24 protein-coding genes are annotated in these 21,989 nt (G+C 50.8%); 2 read left to right on the forward strand and 22 right to left on the reverse strand.

All coding sequences use genetic code 11. The features are described 5' to 3' along the window. Positions 1 to 184: 184 nt before the first annotated feature. From ABID13_RS19565 to ABID13_RS19615, 11 genes are all read right to left on the reverse strand, one after another. Positions 185 to 2,128 carry a polysaccharide biosynthesis protein gene (locus tag ABID13_RS19565; protein WP_048929885.1) on the reverse strand — a complete coding sequence of 648 codons (1,944 nt, stop codon included), beginning with the start codon at positions 2,126 to 2,128 and terminating at the stop codon, positions 185 to 187. A gap of 101 nt (positions 2,129 to 2,229) precedes the next feature. Next, positions 2,230 to 2,859, reverse strand: coding sequence for a hypothetical protein (locus ABID13_RS19570; protein ID WP_007866113.1), 630 nt, complete (start codon positions 2,857 to 2,859; stop codon positions 2,230 to 2,232). Positions 2,860 to 2,949: 90 nt separating this feature from the next. Next, positions 2,950 to 4,002, reverse strand: a complete 1,053-nt coding sequence (locus tag ABID13_RS19575; protein ID WP_007866116.1) for an LCP family protein — start codon at positions 4,000 to 4,002, stop codon at positions 2,950 to 2,952. A gap of 51 nt (positions 4,003 to 4,053) precedes the next feature. After that, positions 4,054 to 4,797: a CpsD/CapB family tyrosine-protein kinase gene (locus ABID13_RS19580; protein WP_007866119.1), complete on the reverse strand. Its 744-nt coding sequence runs from the start codon at positions 4,795 to 4,797 to the stop codon at positions 4,054 to 4,056. A gap of 3 nt (positions 4,798 to 4,800) precedes the next feature. Further along, positions 4,801 to 5,589, reverse strand: a complete 789-nt coding sequence (locus ABID13_RS19585; RefSeq protein WP_007866124.1) for a YveK family protein — start codon at positions 5,587 to 5,589, stop codon at positions 4,801 to 4,803. Positions 5,590 to 5,616: 27 nt separating this feature from the next. Beyond that, positions 5,617 to 6,351, reverse strand: a complete 735-nt coding sequence (locus ABID13_RS19590; protein WP_007866127.1) for a CpsB/CapC family capsule biosynthesis tyrosine phosphatase — start codon at positions 6,349 to 6,351, stop codon at positions 5,617 to 5,619. Beyond that, a complete protein-coding gene (locus ABID13_RS19595; RefSeq protein ID WP_007866129.1) occupies positions 6,332 to 6,856 on the reverse strand; it encodes a hypothetical protein in 525 nt (174 codons plus the stop codon). The genes ABID13_RS19590 and ABID13_RS19595 overlap by 20 nt, the downstream gene beginning before the upstream one ends. Positions 6,857 to 7,209: 353 nt before the next feature. After that, entirely contained in the window at positions 7,210 to 8,088 is an 879-nt protein-coding gene (locus ABID13_RS19600) for a tyrosine-type recombinase/integrase (protein WP_048929637.1), read from the reverse strand. A gap of 339 nt (positions 8,089 to 8,427) precedes the next feature. Then, complete coding sequence (locus ABID13_RS19605; protein WP_052665833.1) at positions 8,428 to 8,691, reverse strand: 4Fe-4S dicluster domain-containing protein; 264 nt, start codon at positions 8,689 to 8,691, stop codon at positions 8,428 to 8,430. Beyond that, a complete protein-coding gene (locus ABID13_RS19610) occupies positions 8,678 to 10,630 on the reverse strand; it encodes an FAD-dependent oxidoreductase (protein ID WP_045093458.1) in 1,953 nt (650 codons plus the stop codon). The genes ABID13_RS19605 and ABID13_RS19610 overlap by 14 nt, the downstream gene beginning before the upstream one ends. A 50-nt stretch (positions 10,631 to 10,680) precedes the next feature. After that, the gene (locus tag ABID13_RS19615) at positions 10,681 to 12,090 is read right to left on the reverse strand and encodes a sodium:solute symporter family protein (protein WP_007866202.1); all 1,410 of its coding nucleotides are present in this window, start codon (positions 12,088 to 12,090) and stop codon (positions 10,681 to 10,683) included. Between the two features lie 155 nt (positions 12,091 to 12,245). Here ABID13_RS19615 and ABID13_RS19620 point away from each other — a divergent pair, with 155 nt between their 5' ends. Then, complete coding sequence (locus ABID13_RS19620) at positions 12,246 to 12,893, forward strand: GntR family transcriptional regulator (protein WP_007866204.1); 648 nt, start codon at positions 12,246 to 12,248, stop codon at positions 12,891 to 12,893. A gap of 115 nt (positions 12,894 to 13,008) precedes the next feature. On the opposite strand, the gene ABID13_RS19625 is transcribed toward ABID13_RS19620, so the two are convergent. Next, entirely contained in the window at positions 13,009 to 13,908 is a 900-nt protein-coding gene (locus ABID13_RS19625) for an ROK family protein (protein WP_007866206.1), read from the reverse strand. A 513-nt stretch (positions 13,909 to 14,421) separates the two neighbouring features. Here ABID13_RS19625 and ABID13_RS19630 point away from each other — a divergent pair. Beyond that, the gene (locus ABID13_RS19630) at positions 14,422 to 14,544 is read left to right on the forward strand and encodes a hypothetical protein (RefSeq protein ID WP_270289348.1); all 123 of its coding nucleotides are present in this window, start codon (positions 14,422 to 14,424) and stop codon (positions 14,542 to 14,544) included. 89 nt (positions 14,545 to 14,633) lie between these two features. Here ABID13_RS19630 and ABID13_RS19635 read toward each other — a convergent pair whose 3' ends face one another. From ABID13_RS19635 to ABID13_RS19685, 10 genes are all read right to left on the reverse strand, one after another. Further along, on the reverse strand, positions 14,634 to 15,137 hold the full coding sequence (locus ABID13_RS19635) for a 4Fe-4S binding protein (RefSeq protein WP_048929634.1): 504 nt from the start codon (positions 15,135 to 15,137) through the stop codon (positions 14,634 to 14,636). After that, positions 15,134 to 15,868, reverse strand: coding sequence for a rubredoxin (locus tag ABID13_RS19640; RefSeq protein ID WP_048929633.1), 735 nt, complete (start codon positions 15,866 to 15,868; stop codon positions 15,134 to 15,136). Before ABID13_RS19640 ends, ABID13_RS19635 begins: the two co-directional genes overlap by 4 nt. Positions 15,869 to 16,091: 223 nt before the next feature. Then, entirely contained in the window at positions 16,092 to 16,478 is a 387-nt protein-coding gene (locus ABID13_RS19650) for a NifB/NifX family molybdenum-iron cluster-binding protein (RefSeq protein ID WP_007866232.1), read from the reverse strand. After that, positions 16,450 to 16,851: a DUF134 domain-containing protein gene (locus ABID13_RS19655; RefSeq protein WP_007866235.1), complete on the reverse strand. Its 402-nt coding sequence runs from the start codon at positions 16,849 to 16,851 to the stop codon at positions 16,450 to 16,452. The genes ABID13_RS19650 and ABID13_RS19655 overlap by 29 nt, the downstream gene beginning before the upstream one ends. 326 nt (positions 16,852 to 17,177) lie before the next feature. Then, positions 17,178 to 17,594: a type II toxin-antitoxin system PemK/MazF family toxin gene (locus ABID13_RS19660; protein ID WP_048929632.1), complete on the reverse strand. Its 417-nt coding sequence runs from the start codon at positions 17,592 to 17,594 to the stop codon at positions 17,178 to 17,180. A 73-nt stretch (positions 17,595 to 17,667) separates the two neighbouring features. Beyond that, positions 17,668 to 18,207 carry a transcription repressor NadR gene (locus tag ABID13_RS19665; RefSeq protein WP_045093465.1) on the reverse strand — a complete coding sequence of 180 codons (540 nt, stop codon included), beginning with the start codon at positions 18,205 to 18,207 and terminating at the stop codon, positions 17,668 to 17,670. A gap of 1 nt (position 18,208) precedes the next feature. Then, positions 18,209 to 19,906: an ABC transporter ATP-binding protein gene (locus ABID13_RS19670; RefSeq protein WP_048929631.1), complete on the reverse strand. Its 1,698-nt coding sequence runs from the start codon at positions 19,904 to 19,906 to the stop codon at positions 18,209 to 18,211. After that, the gene (locus tag ABID13_RS19675; RefSeq protein WP_048929630.1) at positions 19,893 to 20,669 is read right to left on the reverse strand and encodes an energy-coupling factor transporter transmembrane component T family protein; all 777 of its coding nucleotides are present in this window, start codon (positions 20,667 to 20,669) and stop codon (positions 19,893 to 19,895) included. Before ABID13_RS19675 ends, ABID13_RS19670 begins: the two co-directional genes overlap by 14 nt. Positions 20,670 to 20,710: 41 nt before the next feature. Further along, a complete protein-coding gene (locus ABID13_RS19680) occupies positions 20,711 to 21,313 on the reverse strand; it encodes an ECF transporter S component (RefSeq protein ID WP_007866247.1) in 603 nt (200 codons plus the stop codon). A 108-nt stretch (positions 21,314 to 21,421) separates the two neighbouring features. Then, a complete protein-coding gene (locus ABID13_RS19685) occupies positions 21,422 to 21,904 on the reverse strand; it encodes a GNAT family N-acetyltransferase (RefSeq protein ID WP_045093468.1) in 483 nt (160 codons plus the stop codon). Between the last annotated feature and the right edge of the window lie 85 nt (positions 21,905 to 21,989).

The raw sequence follows: 21,989 nt of genomic DNA on the forward strand, positions 1-21,989 counted from the left end.
AAAGGATCCGGCAATCTTTCCATAGAAAAAGGCTTACCCTAAGTGGACAAGGGGACACACGGCTTTGCGCCACAGATTTGCGCTTCTGCGGCATGTGTCCCCTTGTCCACTGAGAGTAACAATATAACAGGTATGACCTCAGAATGCGGCAAAGCGACAATTCTGCTTTCATACCCTTTTCATCCTACTTTAATCCCAATTGATACATTGCAACCTTCTTATGCCCGGTCAACCGGTCTGCGTTCAAAGCCACAACACCGGATTCCCGGCCCGCTGCAGCCTCTGCGGCAGCAAGATCTGAGTCCATACCCTTGTAATGGTATTCCGGCACCAGCTCATGTACCAGCTGGCGTACGTTTCCTGTCTCGCTTTTGGCAGCCTCCCCCAAACGGTGAAGCGCCCGTTCAAACCTGTCATAATCCATTTCTATGGGCTTTCCTATGAAAATGCGCTCATTCTCCGTCTTCTGGAGACCTTCTTCATCCATGAGCAGCTCCTCATACAGTTTTTCCCCGGGTCTGAGTCCGGTAAAGCAGATATCAATGTCCTTGTACGGCTCATAGCCGGACAAACGGATCAGGTTCTCGGCCATGTCCAGAATCCGGACCGGATTTCCCATGTTCAGGACAAATATTTCCCCGCCCTTTGCATAGGCTCCTGCCTGTATCACCAGGCTGACCGCCTCCGGTATGGTCATAAAGTACCGTATGATATCCTTATGTGTCACAGTTACCGGTCCGCCGCTTTCAATCTGTCTTTTAAACAGCGGGATGACACTTCCGTTGCTTCCCAGAACATTTCCAAAGCGGACCGCAACAAACTCCGTACTGCTTTTCTGGTTGCTCATCTGCACAACCATTTCACAGAGCCGTTTGCTTGCGCCCATAATATTGGTGGGATTGACCGCCTTATCCGTGGAAATGAGAATGAAGCGTTTTACCCCATATTTGATGGCTGCCCTGGCTGTCTTATAGGTTCCCATCACATTATTTTTAATGGCCTCACAGGGACTGTCCTCCATCAGAGGCACATGCTTATGGGCCGCTGCATGATATACAATGTCCGGCCTGTATGTACGGAACAGATATTCCAGACGGTTTGTATTGCGCACGGAACCGATCAGCACCACCAGATCCATCTGCGGGTACTTACGTCTCAGTTCCTGCTGGATCTCATAGGCATTATTTTCATATATATCAAATATAATGAGCTGTTTTACCTTGTGTCCCGCCAGCTGCCTGCACAGCTCGCTGCCAATGGAACCACCGCCCCCGGTGACCAGGACTACCTTATCCTTTACATAGCCCATGATCTCATCCAGATTGGTACGGACCGGCTCCCTGCCTAAAAGGTCCTCGATCTCTACCTTCCGGAGCCTGGAAATATTCACCTCGCCGTTCATCAGCTGATATACGCCGGGAAGTGTCTTAACCTGGCATCCTGTCTTTTGACATATTCCAAGAATATTTCGTATCTGCTCAGGCGCGGCGGCCGGGATGGCAACGTATATCTTATCTATTTCCTTTTCTTTTACAAGCTTTGCGATGTCTTGCCTGGTCCCCATTATGGGAACACCATCGATCATCCGGCCCTGCTTGTCCCTGTCGTCATCCACAATGCACACAGGCAGGCCGTGGATCTTCTCACTGCCCTTCATCTCCCGGACAATAAGGGTCCCTGCCTTTCCTCCGCCAATGATCATGACACGGGGAGGCTCTTCCTGGTCCATCGCCCGGTTCAGCCTGTTTACGATTCTCTGCATCACCTGAAAACTGCTGCGCCCCCACATGGACGCTGCCGTCATAAGCACAAACCACAGCACATAATAGCTTCTGGGCATCCGTGCATCAAACAGCAGTATCCCAACCGGCTGCACCAGTGCAGCCGACAGGCAGGACAGGCCTACCAGTACCATTTCCCGTATACCGGCTGTTCCCCACATGATGGCGTACAGGTGTCCCCCGTAAAATACGAGGGACACCACTGCCATCTGCAGGAAACCGTACTTCCACAGTTCCCTGGCATACTGGATCGGGACGGCCGACAGGTTCAGGTCAAATCTAAGCCCCAGAGCCAGGCATGCACAAATCCAGACCATTGCCATGTCATAGGCCCAGAGGACCCCCATTCTTACCCGTTTGCTATGGGGCAGACATTTTTCTAAAACAAGTTTGTTTTTACATGCCACTTTCATACCCACCTTTTTTCCAGCCGCTCAGAGCATTGGCATTAACGTTTGTAAATAACCGAAACCGTACCTGAGTTTGGAATGTTAAAATAGAGCATCTTGGACGCTGTATCGATCCTGGTTGGCTGTATTACAGTCCAGGTTCCGGTTAAGTTATTGTAGAAAAGCACCTGTACATTTCCCAGTCCGTCAACCAGGTTGGGGATATACATAGGAACTTCCACTGCCCCTGCCTTCTCAGCATTGGTTGAGGCATCCTTTGTAACGATTGCCTGGGTTCCAACCAGTGCACTGTACCCGGTCAGGTCCACGCCTGGAACAGCTTCATTCAGCGGACGCCCGCTGTTGATGCCGTTGATGGCGTTAACCACGCTCTCCGGAAGTCCGGCAACAGCGCTGCCAGTGTCCTTTACAAGTTCCAGAGCCGTATCGCCTACCACGGCCTGCCCCCTGCTGTTGGTCTGTACTCCTCCGCCAAACTGTACCGTGTTGGTGGTAGTCCCGGTTTTTGCAGTTGTGTTGGTGCGGGTTCCCGCGTCATAACTGCTTCCATCGCTGCCTCCATCGCTGATCACCGGGCCTGTTCCCGGGCTGTTAGCCGCAAACGTGCATACTGACTGTGATGCAGCCAGTGCAGCAACCAATGCGATTGTTGTGATTCTTTTTCTCATAGTTCTCACTCTTCCTTTCCATTGCATAATTTTGTATCTTTCTATCAATAAGTAGTTGTTGCTATACTTATTTTCCCTTTTTGTACCCGTCTATTCCTCCGGTCTGTAAAACAGTTCCAGGATCAATGGACGGATCTGATCCTTGTCAGGATAGTACTCATCATAGATTGACGTTTCCACAGCGTTACCCGGAAGTGTCAGCATATCGCCTATCCCCACATCCTGCCCCTTTTCAATAAATGCCAGGGCCATATCCAAATATCTGTCCTTTGTCATGTCTGTTATCATGTAAGGTTCTATTTCTTTCAGGATCCATGGCACAAAGCCATCATCCCGGCCGGCCTTTTTCCTGGCCGCCTTTAAAAAACCCTCTATATAGGATTTCTGCCGCTCCGTACGGCCGATTGCGCTTTGAGCCTGTTTTGTATCCCTGTAACGGATATAGGCTTCAGCCTGTTTTCCCCGGAGCGTAAGATCCTTTCCATAAATAAAGTCAGGATCCGCCTTTTCCAGTTCCCTGTCCTTTATGGTTACGGCAACGCCGCCCACCCCGTCATTCACAACCGGTATGACCGACATGCTGAAAGCCATATATCCATCTATGGAAAGCCCGTCAAGCAGCCTGCTCACCGCATCCGCCATGTACTGGCAGCTCTTTTCCCTTCCATCTCCATAGGCATACGCCAGGGCCAGATGCTGGATCCCCTGTCCCAGTTCATTGCCGCTTAGGTCTGTCAGAGTGATCTCCGTCATGGTGTCCCTGGGGATCATCAGGATTTTTACCCTGTCCCTTGCAGTGTCCTGAGCTATGAGAAAGATTCCGTCCGCCTGTCCCCCCTGTCCCGCTACCCTGGATTCCTCCAGGCTTCCGGTCCTGTCTATTCCCATACACAGGATGGCCTTTACATAAGTATTGCGCCGGTAGGTCTTTCCCTCATACTCGATCCTGTCCCCCATGCCCTTTGCAGTGGATCCGATCTGGTCCTGGCGCCACTGCGCCGCCTGCTCTGCCGATGCCTTCCTGTCCAGATATAACTGGCAGGTATGGTAAACAAAGAAAGCGAGGAGGACCACGCCGGCTGCTGTAAATACCTGCTTCCACCAGCTGCGGGTCTGATTCCGTTTTATTCTGATCCGTTTCATTCCATATCCTCATTCCGAATCCTGCCCGGCTTCATCTGGTCCGGCCTCATTTCACCTGGCCTCATCCAGGATCTGGTATTTCTCGCCCCCTCCGCCGTAAGTTTTTCCATAGTATCTTCCATAATATTTTCCATAATATTTTTTATAGTATCCATTATCGTAATCCGTCCCCACCCGGTTCAGCACAGCCCCCAGGATACGGCACCCGCTTTTTTCCAGCTGGCTTTTTACTTTCTGCACCAGATGGTAGCTGATGGTCCCGCTGTTAATAACGATCACGGCCCCATCACACAGGCTGGCTATAATGGCTCCGTCTATAAGGTTTGCCATGGGCGGCGTATCTATGATAATGTAGTCATACTTTAACCTGGCACGGTCCAGCAGTTCCTTAAACAGGGGATCCTCTAAGAGTTCCGATGGGTTGGGCGAATAGGGGCCTGCAAGGATAATATCCAGATTCTCCACATCTGTGCCATAACAGATCTCCTCCGCTGTTTTCTGTCCGCTTAAATACTGGGACAGCCCGCAGGGGTTTCCCTGGATCTCATGCCTTTTTACGATCACAGACTTGCGGATGTCCCCATCGATCAGCAGTACCTTTTTGCCTATACTCCCAAAGGAGGCTGCAACCGCAAAGGTCGTATCACTCTTTCCTTCACTGGGCAATGAACTTGTAAACATAATGGTCTTCAGGTTATTTCCGCAGAACTGGATATTGGTGCGGAGCGTCTTGACCGCTTCCTCGTAATGGTAATCTTTCCTGCCTGTATTTTTAAGGCTTAATGTCTGTCCCATTCCTTAATCCTCCCTGCCTTTTTTCTTCTGTCCTGGTTTCTGTTTTTTCCGGCTCTCTTTTCTGCCCCGGAACTTTATAGGCTGCTCTTTTTCCGCCTCACCGTTATCAGGTATGGCGGCCAGGACACTGATTCCCAGATACTTAGACACATCATCCTCAGACCGTATGGTGTCATTCATAATGACCTGAAGGGTTATGATTGCGCAGGATATCACGGCAAGCGCCATGCCTCCCAGCGCAGCGTTCCTTGTCACATTGGGGGAAGCCGGCTTGTCCGGGACTACCCCGCCTTCTATGATCTTGGGTGGTATCATTTCCATAATATCGCCTATGTAATCAGATGAGGCCCTGGCCACCTCGTCCACGATTGCCCTGGCCCTTACAGGGTCTTCATCCGATACCGTCATATTGAGGATACGGGTATCCGTGGGGTTGGTGATCGTAATCTTTTCTTTCAGCTGGTCATAGGTCAGATCCAGGCCCTGCTTTTCGATCACCTGTTCCAGTACCGGCCTGCTGGTTATCATGACACTGTAATCCTTTGTCAGCTGGCTGCCGATCTGCAGATCTGCCAGCGAAGTCAATGTTGTCTCCTTAGACAGAACGTACACCATAGATGTTGATGTATAGACCGGGTTTAATATCATCACGCTGTAAAGGCCCGCCGCCATACATCCCGCAATTGCGGCCAGTATGATGATCCATGCCTTTTTCTTGAACACATACAGCAGTTCCATTACATCAATCTCTATTTCATTTTCATCTCTGTCTTCGTATAGTTTGTTTTCCATCACTGTTACCTTTTCCACACTTTTTTCTTACAGCAGCATCCGGTCTGCCAGTATAAATTCGGGATTTTCCCGCAGGATCCGGATTGCTTTCTCCTCGCCCGCATTCCGTTTCAGCCACAATATCCCTTCCTGCATTCCAGGGGGACGGACCGCTATATTGTGCATGTCTGTTGCCAGGAAATGAATATACCCTTTTTTCAGATTCCGTCTGCACCACCGGAGTCTTTTGTCCATCCACACACCGGTAAGGCTTTTAAAATTCACCTGCAGATATGCACCATAATCGATCAGTTCTTTCAACAACTCATCCCGGGCAAGGCACGGATAACGTTCCACGTGCGCGATTACCGGAAAATAGGATGCCTGCACTAATTGACGGACTGCCCTGCTTATCCTGCCAAAGCTGTCCCCGGGTGCAAACTCCACCAGCACATACCTGCTCCCTGCCAGTGTCAGGGCCTTTCCCTCGCCCAGGTATTCCAGGATACTCTCAAAATACATGATCTCCTGCCCCAGGCTTACATGGTAATCACTGGAAATGCTGCCGGCTTCCCTCTCCAGGCGCCTGCACAGTTCTTTTAAACGGCCAACTTCCTGTCTGCGCGAAAAATGAGGGGTAGCTATCAGATGGCGTGTCCCCTGCTCATATGCCATCTTCAGCAGGGTTATGGTTTCCTCCCAGTCCCCAGCCCCGTCATCAACCCCCGGCAGTATATGGGTATGTATGTCCACCCATCCCTTATCAGAATTCATCTCCCTCATTCACTACCTCTTCCATCCACCCGTGGATCCCACGGATCACATCCATACCGCTTCTGAAATTCATCTGCCCTTTGGAATTCTTCAGGGTTCCCTGAATGCTTGCGTTCCGTCTGGAATACACCCTGATGGAGAAAATGTTCTTGGCGGAACATATGTTGTTAGGGTTAAACCTTACATGCTGGAGAGGTACAGGACTGTTCCTTTTTTCAGTCCCCTTTGCCCGTTTCCGCGCAGGCGGATTCTTGCTTAGATATCGGTATTCATTGCATTTGCGCGGAACACCGGCCATGTCCATAACGTTCTCAAGCTGAATCAGCATATTATCAAGCCCAAAAAAGTAAAAAGGTTCTTCGTAATAAAATGTCTGTAAATAACCTTTTGCGATTCCGTTATAATAATTTTCAATCACGATAAACATGGTGGCGGTATATTCCGGATACTGTCCTCCATCTCTCAGGATATCGTCCTCCGCAATAATCAAACCATCCTGTACTCCAGTGTCCATATGACCATCCTTTCCATGTGTAATATCATCCAACATATGAAAGCCACTGTTTAACATGTCCCCTTATTTTTATCCACCACGGAATAATCATTCTGCGGTATTTTGATGACAATGTTTAAATGAAAATCAAATAAAAATGGGTATTGTGACTTTTGAGTGGAACTTCAAAAGAAAAAATACCCATGACGAAAAGGCCGGTTCATGATTTTATCCTTCCCGGCCTCATTGTATTGGAGAAAAAACAGCTTTATGTATATTGACTCCCCCCACATTTTGTTATAAAATACATACAATGCAGGTTCTCATTATTTGATATGCAGACTCATCACCACAGAATGATTATTCTGTGGTGTTTAAATAAGTTGCCTGACCGCAGAATGATTATTCTGTGGTTTTTTATCGTCAAAACCAATTTTCATTTTTTCCATGATTTTTTCATACTGGCTGATGCTGGCTGTTACATAAATTCGGGTTGTTTCTATAGAAGAATGTCCCAGTATATCTGCAAGATTAGCCAGGTTCTTTTCAATGGAGTAAAAACATTTCGCAAACAGGTGCCTGAAATTATGCGGAAAAACCTTAGTTGGTTCTACCCTTGCATCCTTACATAACCGCTTCATGGCATGGCATATATTGCTCCGGTCTAAATTCCGCCCGCTTTTTGTCCTAAAAATACATCCGCTTTGTATATTCTGTATCCTGGTATATTCCTTTAACATCCTGACCAGTTTCTTGGGAAAAATAATGACCCGGTATTTTCCCTTCATATATATTTCCGCCTTTCCCAGCTTTATGGCTTCCACGGTCACAAAAGGAAGTTCGCTGATCCTGATTCCTGTTCCATATAAAACAAGCATCAGATAGTATAACTGCTTTTTGTTATTTCGGTCCGCTGCTTCCATAAGTTTTTTGTAATCCAGTTCCGTAAGTTCCCGCTTTTCATCAATATAGGCCCGTTTCTGGACTTTTAAAAATTTGACCCGATATTCTTCCAGATCCATAAATCTTAAAAAAACATGAATGGCAGAAAGTTTAACATTCACAGTCTGTGCTTTGTACCTGCCAGTCAGATGCTTTCGGTATAGCAGTAAATTCTCTTTGTTTAATTCCCTGTCCTGCATAAAGACCAGCATTTCATTGACATCGTACAGGTATTTGTGAATGGTTGCCGCAGCTTTTTCTTCATTACACAGATAGTCCCTAAATTCATCCATACACTCTTTTTGTTTCATAACTTCCTCCGTGAGTTCTGTTGCGCGGTTTCATTTGGTTGGTTAATTCTTAACTCTGCCTTATAGTTTTTCTATTTTAGAGTATTTTCATTCTTTTATATAGGAATTTTCCACATTTACCAAATTAATCCCTTTGTATGGCATGATAAATATTGCGCTACCAATATTTGTGGTCTAATCATCAACAAATATCATAATAAAAAATGAAGGATCACCGAAACTCCGATGATCCTTCATTATCTTTTTTCTCTACCCAATAATTAAAATTACACAAACGCGCCATGGTAATCTGATTAAACCCAAGTATTCCAGCGGTTGTCTTTTTTCCGTCCACACCCATCAAACAAACTTAGTCTGATTCATCAGCGGATGTCTCAACCGAATGGCCCCCTTTACAGGGCACGCCATCACACAGGAACCACAGTAGTAACATTCCCCCGGATACATCACAATGGGATGCTTTCCCTTTTCCGGTGAAGGGATCATAATATCCACCTGACAGACGGACGCACACTGGTTGCAGCCAATGCAGAGCTCCTGGCAAAAGGAAAGGGGCTTAACACTGCATGACACGGGCTCTGCCCGAAACTCATTCTTCTTCATATGCCCATGCCTCCTCCTTTATATAGTCCTGGTTGCAGGCCTCATACTGGGACTTTACGTCCCCGTAATACCGCTTTGGTACCCTTCTGCTGCAGATCTTTCCGTCCTCCTGGCAGATGGTGATAAAGCACTGGTCCTCCTGTGGATCCATCTGGGGATAATCACTGCGTTCAAAGCACAGAGGCGCTGAGCTGGATTTTCTCAGCAGACAGGCATTTAAGATCAGCTTGCACACTTCCAGGATATCCATCACCTCGTGGGCGCGCATCAGTTCATGGGGATTGGCACAGGAAAGGGCGGGCACATATTCCTTTTCATAACTTTCCAAAAGCTCCAGCCCCTGCATCAGCAGCATATCGTTCTTTACGCCGCCGCAGTAATTCTGCATGGCCTTGGAGATCGCCTTGTTAAGCTCCCTCCAGTCCATCCCGTCCTCCACAAAAAGAGGGGCGTAAAGCCGTTCCTTTTCCCGGTTCACATCCGCCCGGTCCGGCGCCGTAAGCTCCAGGGCGCTGCTGGCAGCTGCCGCTTTCCTTCCCGCGTAATAACCGGTAGCCGCTGCAAAACCACAGCAGTCCGAAGCGTAAAGCTGGTCGCCTGCCGCATAAAGCCCCTGGATATTGGTCTGCAGATCCCAATCATGGAAAATCCCTCCCGGCGCTCCAAACAGCTGGCGCTCCTGGGCCAGGAAGGCGGCGGACTGCCATCCGGTTCCATAGGACTGGAGACGGTGTTTTGCAGGGTCAAATCCGCGCTCTGTGAAATTCTCCAGAACAGGGATTTTTGTCTTTCCTTCCTCCCCCACCATCATGCCCCAGATCACCCGGCGCTCCTCATCCGGCATCCGGCTTAGATCCGCATAAAAAGGCAGCTGGTATCCCCGTTTCATCAGCTCCTCAAACTCCAGTGTCTCGGGTCCGCGGTATTCATATTTGGGATTGTCGATCACCCCGCCTTTCAGGAAGAATTTCTGCCCCTTGGCAGGATAGTACCGCTCTTTTACTGTTTTCAGTTCCTTTCCGTCCCTGTCCACATAAGGGATCTCCACTCCTCTGGCATCCACCATGGTGGCCGCATACCAGGTGTTATGGTTATTTCCCGTGCTGTAGGGAGGGAAACTCCTGCCCGCGGCTGAAAATTCCCCCTGCACGGATTTCTCCATCATGGTGAACTCCACTCCCGCCCTGTATCCCATGGCATGGCCGCTGCCAATACTCTGGGTTGGACGGAATTCGCTCAGTCCCACCTGATCGGAATCAAAGAGCCAGATCCTGGCCGGACGGGACATGGCAAGAATAGTGGTCCTGGCGCTGAATACCAGGAATTTTGCCGTATGCACATTCATGCCCATGGCGCCGATACAGCGCCTGGTTCCGTTTTCCTTTGCTGTCAGCAATGCCGTGGCCTCAGTCCTGTCATAGATCACCACTCCCAGGCGCTTCAGTTCCTTATAGAGTGCAGGCTTGAAGGTGCTTCCCCACACCCGCACCGTGAACTTATTCTCATAATCGTAGGCAAACATCAGGCCTGTTTTTTCATCCCGGAAATCCGCCCCCGCAAACTCCCCCTGTGTATCCCTGATCTTACCTCCAAAGGACTCCATGTCCTTAAGTCTGTGCCAGCCCTCCTGGCACTCTATGTAGTGGGCGATCCCGTTGCTGTACCCGTCCTGCTCATCAATGTAGGCATTGGCAATCTCCTCTGCCGTCACCTTGGAACAGGGATTGGTACAGGCGGACTCCCAGTGGTCAAAGCCGCTTCCCGCAGCTCCGCTCCTGACCGTTGCCCCTTTTTCCACCAAAACCACCTTTTTTCCTTTTCTGGCAGCTGCTATGGCTGCATAACAGCCCGCGATTCCGCCGCCCAGGACAAGGACGTCCGCAGACACCTGCTCCTCCTGGTCCATCTCATTGGGATAAGGCCATTTAAAATCCGACATATTACCTCTTTTCCGTGCCCAGAAACCGGTCCTGGTCAACTGTACACAAACTAATTTTTTGCTTTCCGGTCAGCCATACTGAATAGGATCAGGAAGGCTGCGGAAATCAGATACGCGATCATCAGTGAAAGATCCGTATTCATTTTCCCGTAAAGGGGGCCGGGTATACCAAATAAGAAGGACACCACTCCCACAATACCGCCGGCAATGGCAGCTGCAAACGCACCCTTTCTTGTGGCTCCCTTCCACACCAATCCGCCCAACAGGGGGATCAGAAGGCTTCCCATATAGGGGTAATTAAATATGATCATGGCATCCAGGATGTCCGTCATATGAAAGGCAAAAAAGATGCCTGCCAGGCTGCCCACAAATACAGTTGCCTGGGAGATCAGCTTGGACTTTGGAAGGTCATCCAGATTATCCACCTCGGGATGGAGGAATTTGTTATAAAAGTCCCTTGCAAAGGAAGCTCCCATGGACAGGATCACACAGTTGGCGCTGGACATGGCCGCTGCCAGGATGGCTGCGATCACGATCCCTGCCAGCACCGGCGGCAGGACTCCGGTTGCCGCTATGGTAAAAATACCGTCCGTAACGCCGGGGAACAGGCTTCTTGCAGCCACGCCGATGGTGGAGCAGAATCCGCCTATGATGATGACCAGGATACCGCCTATGATACAGCCGATCCTTGCGGTCTTTGCATCCTTGGATGACTGGATCCGTGAATAGGCATCATAGGAAACAGAGATGGACAGCAAAAAGGGAAGGACCAGATACACGAACCTTGAACCCATTCCGGCAGGGATAAAGGGAGTTGCAAAGATCTCGCCAACACTTCCCCCGGCTCCCACATACCGGATCAGGATCGCCACTGCCAGGATGGGTACGCCCACTGCGATAATGGCGGTCTGGGCCACATCGGTCAGCACAACGCCCCACATGCCTCCCACCGTGCAGTAAATCAAAATAACCACTGCTGTAACCACAACCCCTGTTTTAAAGGGGATCCCGAAACCGGCCAGAATACCGCCTGAAGCCAGAAGCTGGGCAATGAAGATTCCCAGAAGGCTGGGCACATTGCTGATCCAGGCCCACAGACGTATGGCCTTGCTCTCCCCATATCGCTGGGCAAAGTAATCCAAGGGAACATAACCTTCCTGTTCCCTGAGTTTTTTTGTGGTGACCAGTCCTGCGATGATCAGGCCCCCGCCGCATCCAAATGCATAATACATACCGGGCCATACCCCCAGGTCATAGCCGTTGGTGGCGCTGCTGAGCACGATCCCCACTCCGATCTGTACTGCTGCCAATGTTATGGCAGTCATGGTCACATTCAGCTTTCTTCCCGCCACCAGATAATCAGACGTTGCCTTATTCCTTCTTGCGGCAATGACTCCTATGAGAACCATTGCAGCAAAGTAGATGACACAGACAATTACTACAATTTTTTCCTTTTCCATACTCCATTTCCTTTCTTTTTCACTTTAAACCATTAAAGCCCATGTGTATTCTATCACTAAAGGCAAGATTTGGCAATATGCATTTTGCAAAATGCAAAATAATATGATAAACTGGATCGTGATCAAACATTTTTCTATGTGAAAGGCAGTAAACCATGGATTTAAAAAAGACTTTATCCGAACAGATTTATGAAATATTGAGAAATGATATTCTTACCCAGGCCATCCCCTGCGGCTCCAAACTGACCCTTAAAATCCTCCAGGAGCGTTTTCAGGTCAGCTCCACTCCTATCAGGGAAGCACTGACCCGGCTGACGGAAGAACAGCTTGCCTCCTACTATTCCAATATTGGTGTCTCCGTGGTCAGCCTGGATGAACGGGATGTAAAGGAAATCTACCAGTTCATGGGGGACCTGGACAGCCTGGCTGTAAGCTACGCCTCCCTCTATCCCGACCAGGAGCCCATTCTGGGAGAACTGCGGGAGAACCTGTCCCTGATGGATGCCTGCGGCCTGTCCTCCCCCAAATGGCAGGATCTCTCAGACCGTTTCCACCTGATCTTCTATGATTATTGTCAGAACAGCCGCCTGGTCCATTCCGCCCAGCGGATGCGCAGCCAGATGTCCATCCTGGCCTATCAGTATGAAAAACAGGCCCCAAAGCAGGACCTGATCTTAAACGAACACCATATGATCTTCCGTTTATACGAGGCAGGGGATCACCAGGGGGCCGTGGCCATGATGAAGGAACACCTCAGCCATTCCCTGGAATTTGCCCGGGAAATGCTGCATAGCCCGGCCTGATCTGTACCGGCAGTACTGACCTGCTTTTCTCCGGCCGGTGTTGACCTGATCTTCCCCGGCCGGTACTGACCTGCTTTGCCCCGGCCTGCCCCGTACCGGCTTTGGCCTTGGCCTGTCAGGACAGCCGGGCCCTTGCGATCTCCGCACACCCTACGATCCCCGGTTCCTCCAGGCAGGCGGGCTTAAACAGGATATCCTGAACCGCCTCAGGAACCAGGGCTTTATATTTATGGACGACCTCATCCAGGAACAGGTCCGATGATTTCATGCATCCGCCGCCCAGAACAAACACCTGGGGATTGATCACCATGGAAATAGCGGCAAACATTCTCGCCAGACCGGTGGTCATCCGGTCCACGATCTCCCTGGCCCGGTCATCACCCAACGCAGCCAGCCGGAACACCTCCCCCGCATCATTGATCCTGGGGCTAATGCCCTTTTTTCCCTGTTCCAATACCGCGCTGCCGCTGGCACATCCTTCCGCAGCCCCGGGAGCCAGTCCCCTGAAGGATCGATCCCCTTCCTCCACCAGGATACTCCCCACCTCTCCGGCAAAGCCCTGATATCCCTGGATAATATTGCCCTTCCAGATATATCCGCCTCCGATTCCCGTGGAAATGGTCACGTAATACATGGATTCCACATTCCCTTTGCAGCCGTGGATATATTCACCAAATGCCGCTGCATTTGCATCGTTTTCCACAAATACAGGGATATTCCACACATGCTCAATGGAGGTGATGAACTCCGGGGCCAGCATTCCCCCCGGCAGATTGGTGGCATGCTGCAGGGTTTTATCCGCCATGATCACTCCCGGGAAACACATTCCGGCTCCCTGTATGGGATACTCCTCCATGATCCTGCTTCCCATGGCTATGATCTGTTCCCTGAGCCTGTCCGCATCCGCCGCATCCTTTGTATATGATTCTCTCAGCGCAGCCACTGTCCCGTTCCGGTCCACAGCCCCCGCACGTATCTTGGTCCCGCCCAGATCGATCCCCATCCAGTACTCCATCAAATCCCTCCTATGAAAACAGGACACTAACAGGCGAACCTCACCTGACCATGCCCTGCAAACCACATCCGCTAAATTGTGTCCATATTACCACAATTGTCCCCCCTGCGTCAATCCCATAATGCCCCCATTCCGGGCTGCCGGCAGTCTCCAATCCGGTTATTGCAATTTCTCATAAACCCGGTTACAATGTATCCTTAAACAGGGCGGTCTTACGTTCCCCCGCTGTCATCCCCGCCCTATCCACTGCCAAAAGGACGGTTCCATGAATACCATCAGATACATTACCCTCAGTGGACAAGGGCACACACGCCCCAACTGACGTTTCCCGCTATAACCCTGGCGAAATGATATCCTTTGTGGTTCCTCTTTATGTTGGGAACACCACCATCGGCGCGGTTGGAATGGATATAGACTTTGATGCGGTCAAGGACATGGTGGATGCCACCAGGGTCTATGACACCGGATACGCCTTTCTCACAGATGACCAGGCAAATGTCAAGAGGAATTGCCGTGTACAAAGAACATGTGGACCTGACGGTCAGTGATGTATTTAAACGTGCGGACGAGGCCATGTATCAAAATAGGTTAATGATGAAGGAACGAAAACAGGCAGAAGACAGCCCCTCTGCCTGACGGTGTCACCCCAGGAAAAGAGCTGTCCTATCCTTGCCTATCCTCTTTTTTGGGGCAGTTCCCCGGGTATCCCCTGTTCCCTCTAATCCTCATTGCACCTCATTGCAGTGAATCATGTCCAGAAGCCGCCTAACGCTCTCCCCCGGAAAATCCTCCCCCGGAGGGTTGTCCAACAGGGACTGAAGGAACCGGCGGGCATTCCTGCTCTGGGGAAGCATGTATCCGGCCTCCCGAAGAATGTCCTCAGCCATCAGCCGGTTGGATTTCTCCATTGCCTCCGCCAGTTGCACAAGCACAGGATCTCCTCCCCGTGCTGCCAGGGAGCGTGCGGCACTCTCCTGCTCCGCCTTGCTCTCTGCCAGCGCCCTCATGGCTTTTACCACGGCTTCAGACTTGGGCTGCTGGGGCGGATACTCCAGGGGTACCATGGAAATGGCGCCTGATGGACAACTGTCCGCGCATACGCCGCAGCCAATACATTTATCCGGGTCAATGATGCTGTTCTCCGTATTGGTTGCCCCTGTGGGACAGACATACAGACAAAGACAGTCCTTTGTACACAGACGGATATTTCTCACAGCTAACTTTTTCATGCTTGTGACCTCCTCTCCACCTTTGACATTTTCCAGCTGGGAACCCTGCACACAGGGCAGATATCCGGCGGGGTATCTCCCACATAGATAAATCCGCATATATCGCAGACATACACATTGGTATGTTCCAGGAATCCGCTGCCCTCCCTCTCATAGCGTGCCAGAAGGGAATCCATCATAGCAGTCACCTTCCTGCTCCACACAAGGGCCCTCAGGGCGCCACGGTCCGTTTCACCCCCAGCCGCCTGGTCGGCGCTGGGAAATGCCGTGTCAAGGTCATATTCCGTCATTGCCTTCAAAGCCTTAACATCCCCTCCCCCGTCTGCCAAGGTCTTGTCCTTAAAATAGCCTGCCAGCCGCGTAAACAAGAGCGCCTCCTCCTTCAGATACTGCTTTTCACAGCCCCTGGCCAGATTGGAGCAGAGGGCGGACATTTCACCTGGCGTCAGTTCGCGCAGATCCTCCTCTTCCCCAGCCGGTCCGGCCTTATCCGGCCCGGATGACTTCTCTCCCGCCTGTTCTGCCTTATCCGGCCCGGATGATTTCTCCCCCGCCTGTTCTGCTTCCGGCAAAACCTGCTCCCTGAACATTTCCTTTGCAGCGCCGCACCAGGGGCATACCCAACCCCCGGGCAATTCCTCCCACCTGGTTCCCGGTGCAATTCCTGATGCCGGGATACCTGCGGCTTCATCATAAATAAAACCGCAAATACCGCATACGAATTTCTTCATACCTTGCCTCCTTCTGTCTGGCCTTCCGCCAGCCTGATCCGTTGTCTGATGATGATTTAATCATACCAGGAACAGAAAGAAAATACTGTGACTAAGTCACACAAACAATAACAATTATCATTATCATTTTTTCTTCATATAAGGCAAGGCTTTCCATGAAAAAACTGCCTGCACAGCCTGTTTCAGGCTGCCGGCAGGCAGTTTCGTGTACGTTCGGCAGTCATCAGTGACTGCAGCTTCCTCCATGTCCATGGCAGCTGTGTTCCCCGCCCTCATGGTGATGATTGCACATGGTATCAGGGTCATATGCCAGATTCCCCTTTAGCAGGGCATCCACCGCCTCATCAGCATTGCCGGAGGCACCCGGATACAGCTCGATCCCGGCCTGGGCCAGAGCGGTCCTGGCGCCTCCGCCGATCCCGCCGCAGATCAGGGTCTCCACGCCCAGGTTCTTTAAAAATACAGCCAGGGCCTCATGGCCGCTTCCGCCCGTGCCTACCACCTGGGATGACAGGACTTTGCTGTTCTCCACCTCGTAAACCTTAAATGCCTCACAGTGGCCGAAATGCTGGAATATCTGTTCATTCTCGTATGTTACTGCAATCTTCATCAAATTCTCCTCCTGGTCTGTTATTACAGCGGCGCTTCTGACACCGGCGCTTCCCGCAGTCCTTGCCGCAGCAGTTCCCTGACTCCGGACACAGACGGTAATTGCCGCCCCGGATCTGCAGCTGCCTTCCATTCACCAGACAGTCCGCCAGCTTTTTCCTGGCAGAATTGTATACTGCCTGGACCGTAGTCCTGGCCACCCCCATCTGCGTGGCGCACTCCTCCTGGGTACAGTCTAAAAGGTCAATGAGACGGATGGTCTCATACTCCTCCAATGTAAGCTCCACCCTGGTTTCAGACTCCTGATTCAATGGGCCAAACACATCTATGGTTGGCTGGGAACAGACTCTTCTGGCTTTAAACGGCCGCGCCATATGTATTCTCCTTATCCGCTGTTTTGTTATTGACTTATGTCATTAACTATAATCCCATTATTGACATATGTCAATATCTTTTTTCATAATATCTTTTTCAGTATATCCTTGATACTGCTGAATTTTCTTATCCCGTACCAGAATTTAATCCCGCAGCCCCGCCAAGCCCACGCCTGGTCCTGACAGCCAATAAAACAGGAAGACAGCCGCGCCGCCTTCCTGAGATCAAGATCCTTTGTCATATTTCGCCTATCATATTTTACTTATCATATTTTACCTATCATATTTTCTCTGTCCTATTTTTACCTGCCCCATACGGCGGAAGGTCATGTATAAGACGGCAGGAATACCTGTCCCATTCCTCCTATGAGATGGCCCAGCCCCAGGCTGGTGACCATGGCCTGTTCGATTCCCTCCATCTGGCCGGAATCCAGATGACCTATGTATTCCTTCAAACGGTTCCGGTCAATGGTACGGATCTGCTCTGCCAATACAGTGGAATCCTGTTTTAATCCTCCGCGCATCCTGCGGATACACACATGGGTGGGAATGGCTGCCTTAGTGGAACGGCTGGTGATAGCGGCCACAATCACAGTGGGGCTGTATTTATTTCCCACATCGTTCTGGATCACCAGCACGGGCCGGATCCCTCCCTGCTCCGAACCCACAACAGGCGACAGGTCAGCATAATATAAATCCCCTCTCATAACGGTTTTGGTTATATTCTTATTTTCACTATTCATAACATTACCTCACTGATGGATAAATGGTGTTTTCTACTGGAGAGTATCACCACTTTGGAGGCAATTAAACATATCAGTGCTGAATATAACCTTTTTTTTCTAATTCATCCTCAATCATCTGAAGATACCGTTCCTCCCCCGCCGCCACCGTATGGTAGTGGCTGCCGCCTGTGAGAGCTTTCAGGGGCTGGTCACGGGAGGTTTTCATATTAGCCACAAACTCAGCTGCATCCAGGCGGTTATTAATGATCAGGTCCACGGTTATGTGTCCGTACAGTTCATGCTCCACGGATACATCCAGCACCTTTCCGCCATAATCCACAATGGTCTGCAGCTCATCCAGGGTGTCCTCCGTGGCATGGTTTACACGAAACACGCGCACACAGGTCCCTGCACCCATATCGGGATTATGGAACATATATCCCCGATAGGTTGACATGATCTCTTTGTTATCCGCCCTGAGAAGGGCAATATCCTGGACGATCACCTGGCGGCTGACTCCCAGCCTGCCTGCCAGCTCCGTACCGGACACCGGAGCTGTCCTGTTCTCCAGTATTTCCAGGATGTTCATCCTGCGCTTTTCACCCTCTGTCATCATTCTGCCTGCAGGCATTTTATCTCCCTCCAATCATATCCTCCACTGTGAGGAATGTCCCTTCGTAGCCCAGGAGTTTGCACAGTCCCGTCACATGGGGCTGCTCCAGACGGGCCTCAAAAAGGGCATCCATCTCATAAAACACCGTTCTCCCTGTTCCCCGGGCCAGAACGCGCCCATGGGCCATTACCAGGATCTGCTCGAAATACTCTGCTGCAAAATCCATATCGTGAAGGATGGCCAGTACGGTTTTCCCCTCCCGGCTCAGCTGGTGGACCATGGCTCCGATCCGGCTCTTTCCCCCTGCGTCCTGGGCTATGGTGGGCTCATCCAGGATCAGGACCTGCGGATCCATGGCCAGGACCGAGGCAATGGCCACCATTTTCCTGTCCGATAGATCCAGGTCATAGGGATTTTCATTCTGAACAGTTAAAATTCCCGCTGTATCCAGGGCTTTTATTGCCATTTCCTCTGCCCTCTTCTTATCCATTCCAAGGTTCAGCGGACCTACCATCACCTCGTCCAGCACGCGGCTTTTAAAGATCTGGTCATCCGGGTTCTGGAACACATATCCTATCCTTCCGGCCAGCTGGGCCACGGTTCTTTTTCCTATGTCCTCTCCCTGCAGCAAAATCCTGCCCTTGTCCGGCTTTAACAACCCCTTCAGCAGCTTTACCAGGGTAGTCTTTCCCGCACCGTTCTGTCCCACAATGGCCGTGGGCCTTCCGTCCAACTCCAGGTTTAGTCCCTCCAGGACCGGACTGCCCTCTACATAGGAAAATCCCACATCCTCAATGGAAAATACAGACGGGCCGGCCTCAGGCTCCTGATCTGCTTTTTTTATCCCCTGCAGCTGTGTCGGAAAATATTCCCTCAAAGCCAGAGTCTGTTCCAATGTCACCGGATAACATTCCTGACCGACTTCTGGATTGCGTTCCGGGCAGTTCACTGAGAAAGCCCTGCTGACCCGGGTATATACCGGAGGCTCCACCCCCAGTTTCTTTAAGTCATCCCTGGCAAATATGCGCCCCGGCGTATCATACGCCACCTGTTTTCCATTGTGGAGAAGAAGGAGCCTGTGGCAATAGGAAGCCAGCTTCTCCATCTTGTGTTCCACCATCACAATGGTGATCCCGGATTCTGCCAGCCGGTCCACCACCCGGAACACATCCTCGCTCCCCTGGGGATCCAGCTGTGAGGTGGGTTCATCTAACACCAGGATCTCCGGCTCCATGGCCAGGATACTTGCAATGGCCACCCTTTGGATCTGCCCCCCGGACAGGTCAAAGGGGTTCCTGTCCCTGTAAGCGCCGATCTCCAAACGTTCCAGGCTGCGTTCCACCCGATTCAGGATCTCTTCCCTGGCTACCCCCATGTTCTGCAGCCCGAAGGCCACCTCCCCAAACACCGTATCCCTGGCGCCCGACAGCTGATTAAAAGGATTCTGGAACACCAGCCCCACTTTCCTGCAAAGCTTTGACACAGGGGTCCGGGCCGCCTCCATCCCATCGATGAGGATATGTCCTCCGTATGCCCCTCCGAACATGGTGGGCACAAGACCCACCAATGCCTGGCACAGGGTGCTTTTACCGGCTTTGTTCTCCCCCAGGATTCCAATGAACTGGCCTTTCTCAATCTCAAAATCCAGCCCGTCCAGGGCCAGTTTCTCCGTGTGGGGATATCTATATTTCAGATTCTTAACCTCAATCAACGACATGGATCATCCTCCATATAACAGAACCTGCAATGATCAGACACATGATCAGGATCAATGCCTTGTCCCTTCCGCCCATCTTTCCGTCTGTGAGAAAGGTCTTCTTTTCTCTGGAATCAAACCCTCTGACCTCCAGCGCAATGGCCCTCTCCCTTGTATTGATCAGGGAACTGCTGACCACGGGCGCGATAAGCGGGATGAACGCCTTTGCCCTCACAAACAGGTTTCCTTCCGTCTCCATCCCCCTGCTCCGCTGGGCATCCATGATGGTATTCATAGTGCCCATCATCTGGGGTATAATCTGAAACACGGAACTTATCATATAACCAAACTTGGGGGAAAAACCGATCTGTTCCAGGTCATCCACCAGCTGATCCGGCTTTGTGGACAGCACAAAGGCCGCAAATGCCAACAGCATGTTCAGTATATTAAACCCGATCCTGGCCGCGTACACCAGTCCCTCCCGGTAGAACTTAAACGGCCCCAGAACAAACAGCACGTTCCGGTTGGCCTGGTTAAACAGCCCATGGATCAGAAACACAGTGGCAATGATCGTAAAGGAAAATGCGATCAGGGGGAAAACTCTGGCTGCAATCCTGCCACTGACCAGAAGGCACAGGCTCATTGCAATGAAGAGGACAAACACCCACATTTTCCCTGTGATCAGGGGCACCGTGACTGCTGCCAGGATATAGAACAGTTTTGCAAAGGGATGGAGCCTTGTAAGGTATGTATCCTGCTCCACATAAAGGCTTATGCTTTTCATAAATACCCCTTTCTCTTATCTGCATGATATCCGAACACGCCCTAATCCAGGCGCTCCACCTTGTTATCCACGTCATACAGGGATGTAAGCTTTTTAGGCAGGCCATTTATAATGGCAAACACTACCAAAAGGGTGATCAGCTTATCAGGCACATCCACAATCACCTCGTCCAGCAGTGAACCCAGGAATACAGGCATCTTTGCTGCCTGTGACCATGCAAACACAGCATCTCCCCAGACATTTCCCGTTGTCCCTCCCCAGAAAACAATATTTAGCGGGGTGGAGATCACCACCGCGGTCAGGCCTGCCACACATGCGGTCAGGACAGCTCCCCTCAGTCTTCCCATCTGGCCCAGCCGTGCCATGATACCCACTGCCACACCAATGCCCAGGCTGGTGAGTGCATAGATTAACGTAATGGTGTCCCCTGTGGTAAATCCATAGATCAGGTTATTGGCCGCTCCGCACACTGCTCCGATGACCGGCCCTCCTAACACTGCTCCGATGCATGTGCCGATGGAGTCCAGCCACAAGGGCAGTTTTAAAACGGAAGCAAACAGCTTCCCAAGATAGTTGATCCCGATGCACGCAGGAATCAGGACAAAACAGGCTGCATTTAATTTAGTTTTAAACAAATGGTTCATACTCGATCCTCCCAGACTTTTTTTGCTGTCCAGAGGATTTTAACCCAAAGAAGCTGTCTTGTCAACCTATTACAGCTGACAAGACAGTTCTCTTAAGAGTTTATTATTTTATAAGTCCAGAATATAGAAATCACTGTCCTCATAGGGATGATCATAGACCAGAGGCAGCTGGTCCTCCCCGATCTTCTGAAAGCCGGCCTTTTCATAAAACCGGTGGGCACGTCCCGTGTTCTTTGGCGTATCTAAAAGCAGGCTTTTTATATGGCGCTGCCGGGCAAACTCCACCAGCACATCATACAGCCGGCGGCCCAGATGCACAGGCTCTCCACGGTATTCCTCATACACAAAGAACTTCTTTAACAGGCCAAGCCCTCCTCCGCAGTCCATCAGGCCGATACTGCCCACGACCCTCTCCTGTTTTACAGCCACCCAGAAGTTCCCGCCTCCATCCAGATACGTTTCCTTTATATGAAGCAGCTCGGGCTGGTCTTCCACCGTGACCATAGGGCGTGTTCCGTCATTCTGGCAGTGTAAGACCAGCTGAATGATCTCATTTGTATCATTTTCAGTAAATGTCCGTATCTCTATCATATTAACAGCTCCCTTCTAATCTCCGTCCAATGATGCTGGTTTTTCGTTCACTTTCATCCGTTCACCGGCATCTGTCCTACAGAAA

This window comes from Enterocloster citroniae, assembly GCF_040545455.1.
Taxonomy (GTDB): domain Bacteria; phylum Bacillota; class Clostridia; order Lachnospirales; family Lachnospiraceae; genus Enterocloster; species Enterocloster citroniae.

What these genes read in the sequence shown, in the direction of transcription:
- ABID13_RS19565 (WP_048929885.1), bottom strand. Translation starts at nt 2,128, where the DNA reads ATGGGGGTCCTCTGGGCCTATGACATGGCAATGGTCTGGATTTGTGCA.
- ABID13_RS19570 (WP_007866113.1), bottom strand. Translation starts at nt 2,859, where the DNA reads ATGAGAAAAAGAATCACAACAATCGCATTGGTTGCTGCACTGGCTGCA.
- ABID13_RS19575 (WP_007866116.1), bottom strand. Translation starts at nt 4,002, where the DNA reads ATGAAACGGATCAGAATAAAACGGAATCAGACCCGCAGCTGGTGGAAG.
- ABID13_RS19580 (WP_007866119.1), bottom strand. Translation starts at nt 4,797, where the DNA reads ATGGGACAGACATTAAGCCTTAAAAATACAGGCAGGAAAGATTACCAT.
- ABID13_RS19585 (WP_007866124.1), bottom strand. Translation starts at nt 5,589, where the DNA reads ATGGAAAACAAACTATACGAAGACAGAGATGAAAATGAAATAGAGATT.
- ABID13_RS19590 (WP_007866127.1), bottom strand. Translation starts at nt 6,351, where the DNA reads ATGAGGGAGATGAATTCTGATAAGGGATGGGTGGACATACATACCCAT.
- ABID13_RS19595 (WP_007866129.1), bottom strand. Translation starts at nt 6,856, where the DNA reads ATGGACACTGGAGTACAGGATGGTTTGATTATTGCGGAGGACGATATC.
- ABID13_RS19600 (WP_048929637.1), bottom strand. Translation starts at nt 8,088, where the DNA reads ATGAAACAAAAAGAGTGTATGGATGAATTTAGGGACTATCTGTGTAAT.
- ABID13_RS19605 (WP_052665833.1), bottom strand. Translation starts at nt 8,691, where the DNA reads ATGAAGAAGAATGAGTTTCGGGCAGAGCCCGTGTCATGCAGTGTTAAG.
- ABID13_RS19610 (WP_045093458.1), bottom strand. Translation starts at nt 10,630, where the DNA reads ATGTCGGATTTTAAATGGCCTTATCCCAATGAGATGGACCAGGAGGAG.
- ABID13_RS19615 (WP_007866202.1), bottom strand. Translation starts at nt 12,090, where the DNA reads ATGGAAAAGGAAAAAATTGTAGTAATTGTCTGTGTCATCTACTTTGCT.
- ABID13_RS19620 (WP_007866204.1), top strand. Translation starts at nt 12,246, where the DNA reads ATGGATTTAAAAAAGACTTTATCCGAACAGATTTATGAAATATTGAGA.
- ABID13_RS19625 (WP_007866206.1), bottom strand. Translation starts at nt 13,908, where the DNA reads ATGGAGTACTGGATGGGGATCGATCTGGGCGGGACCAAGATACGTGCG.
- ABID13_RS19635 (WP_048929634.1), bottom strand. Translation starts at nt 15,137, where the DNA reads ATGAAAAAGTTAGCTGTGAGAAATATCCGTCTGTGTACAAAGGACTGT.
- ABID13_RS19640 (WP_048929633.1), bottom strand. Translation starts at nt 15,868, where the DNA reads ATGAAGAAATTCGTATGCGGTATTTGCGGTTTTATTTATGATGAAGCC.
- ABID13_RS19650 (WP_007866232.1), bottom strand. Translation starts at nt 16,478, where the DNA reads ATGAAGATTGCAGTAACATACGAGAATGAACAGATATTCCAGCATTTC.
- ABID13_RS19655 (WP_007866235.1), bottom strand. Translation starts at nt 16,851, where the DNA reads ATGGCGCGGCCGTTTAAAGCCAGAAGAGTCTGTTCCCAGCCAACCATA.
- ABID13_RS19660 (WP_048929632.1), bottom strand. Translation starts at nt 17,594, where the DNA reads ATGAATAGTGAAAATAAGAATATAACCAAAACCGTTATGAGAGGGGAT.
- ABID13_RS19665 (WP_045093465.1), bottom strand. Translation starts at nt 18,207, where the DNA reads ATGCCTGCAGGCAGAATGATGACAGAGGGTGAAAAGCGCAGGATGAAC.
- ABID13_RS19670 (WP_048929631.1), bottom strand. Translation starts at nt 19,906, where the DNA reads ATGTCGTTGATTGAGGTTAAGAATCTGAAATATAGATATCCCCACACG.
- ABID13_RS19675 (WP_048929630.1), bottom strand. Translation starts at nt 20,669, where the DNA reads ATGAAAAGCATAAGCCTTTATGTGGAGCAGGATACATACCTTACAAGG.
- ABID13_RS19680 (WP_007866247.1), bottom strand. Translation starts at nt 21,313, where the DNA reads ATGAACCATTTGTTTAAAACTAAATTAAATGCAGCCTGTTTTGTCCTG.
- ABID13_RS19685 (WP_045093468.1), bottom strand. Translation starts at nt 21,904, where the DNA reads ATGATAGAGATACGGACATTTACTGAAAATGATACAAATGAGATCATT.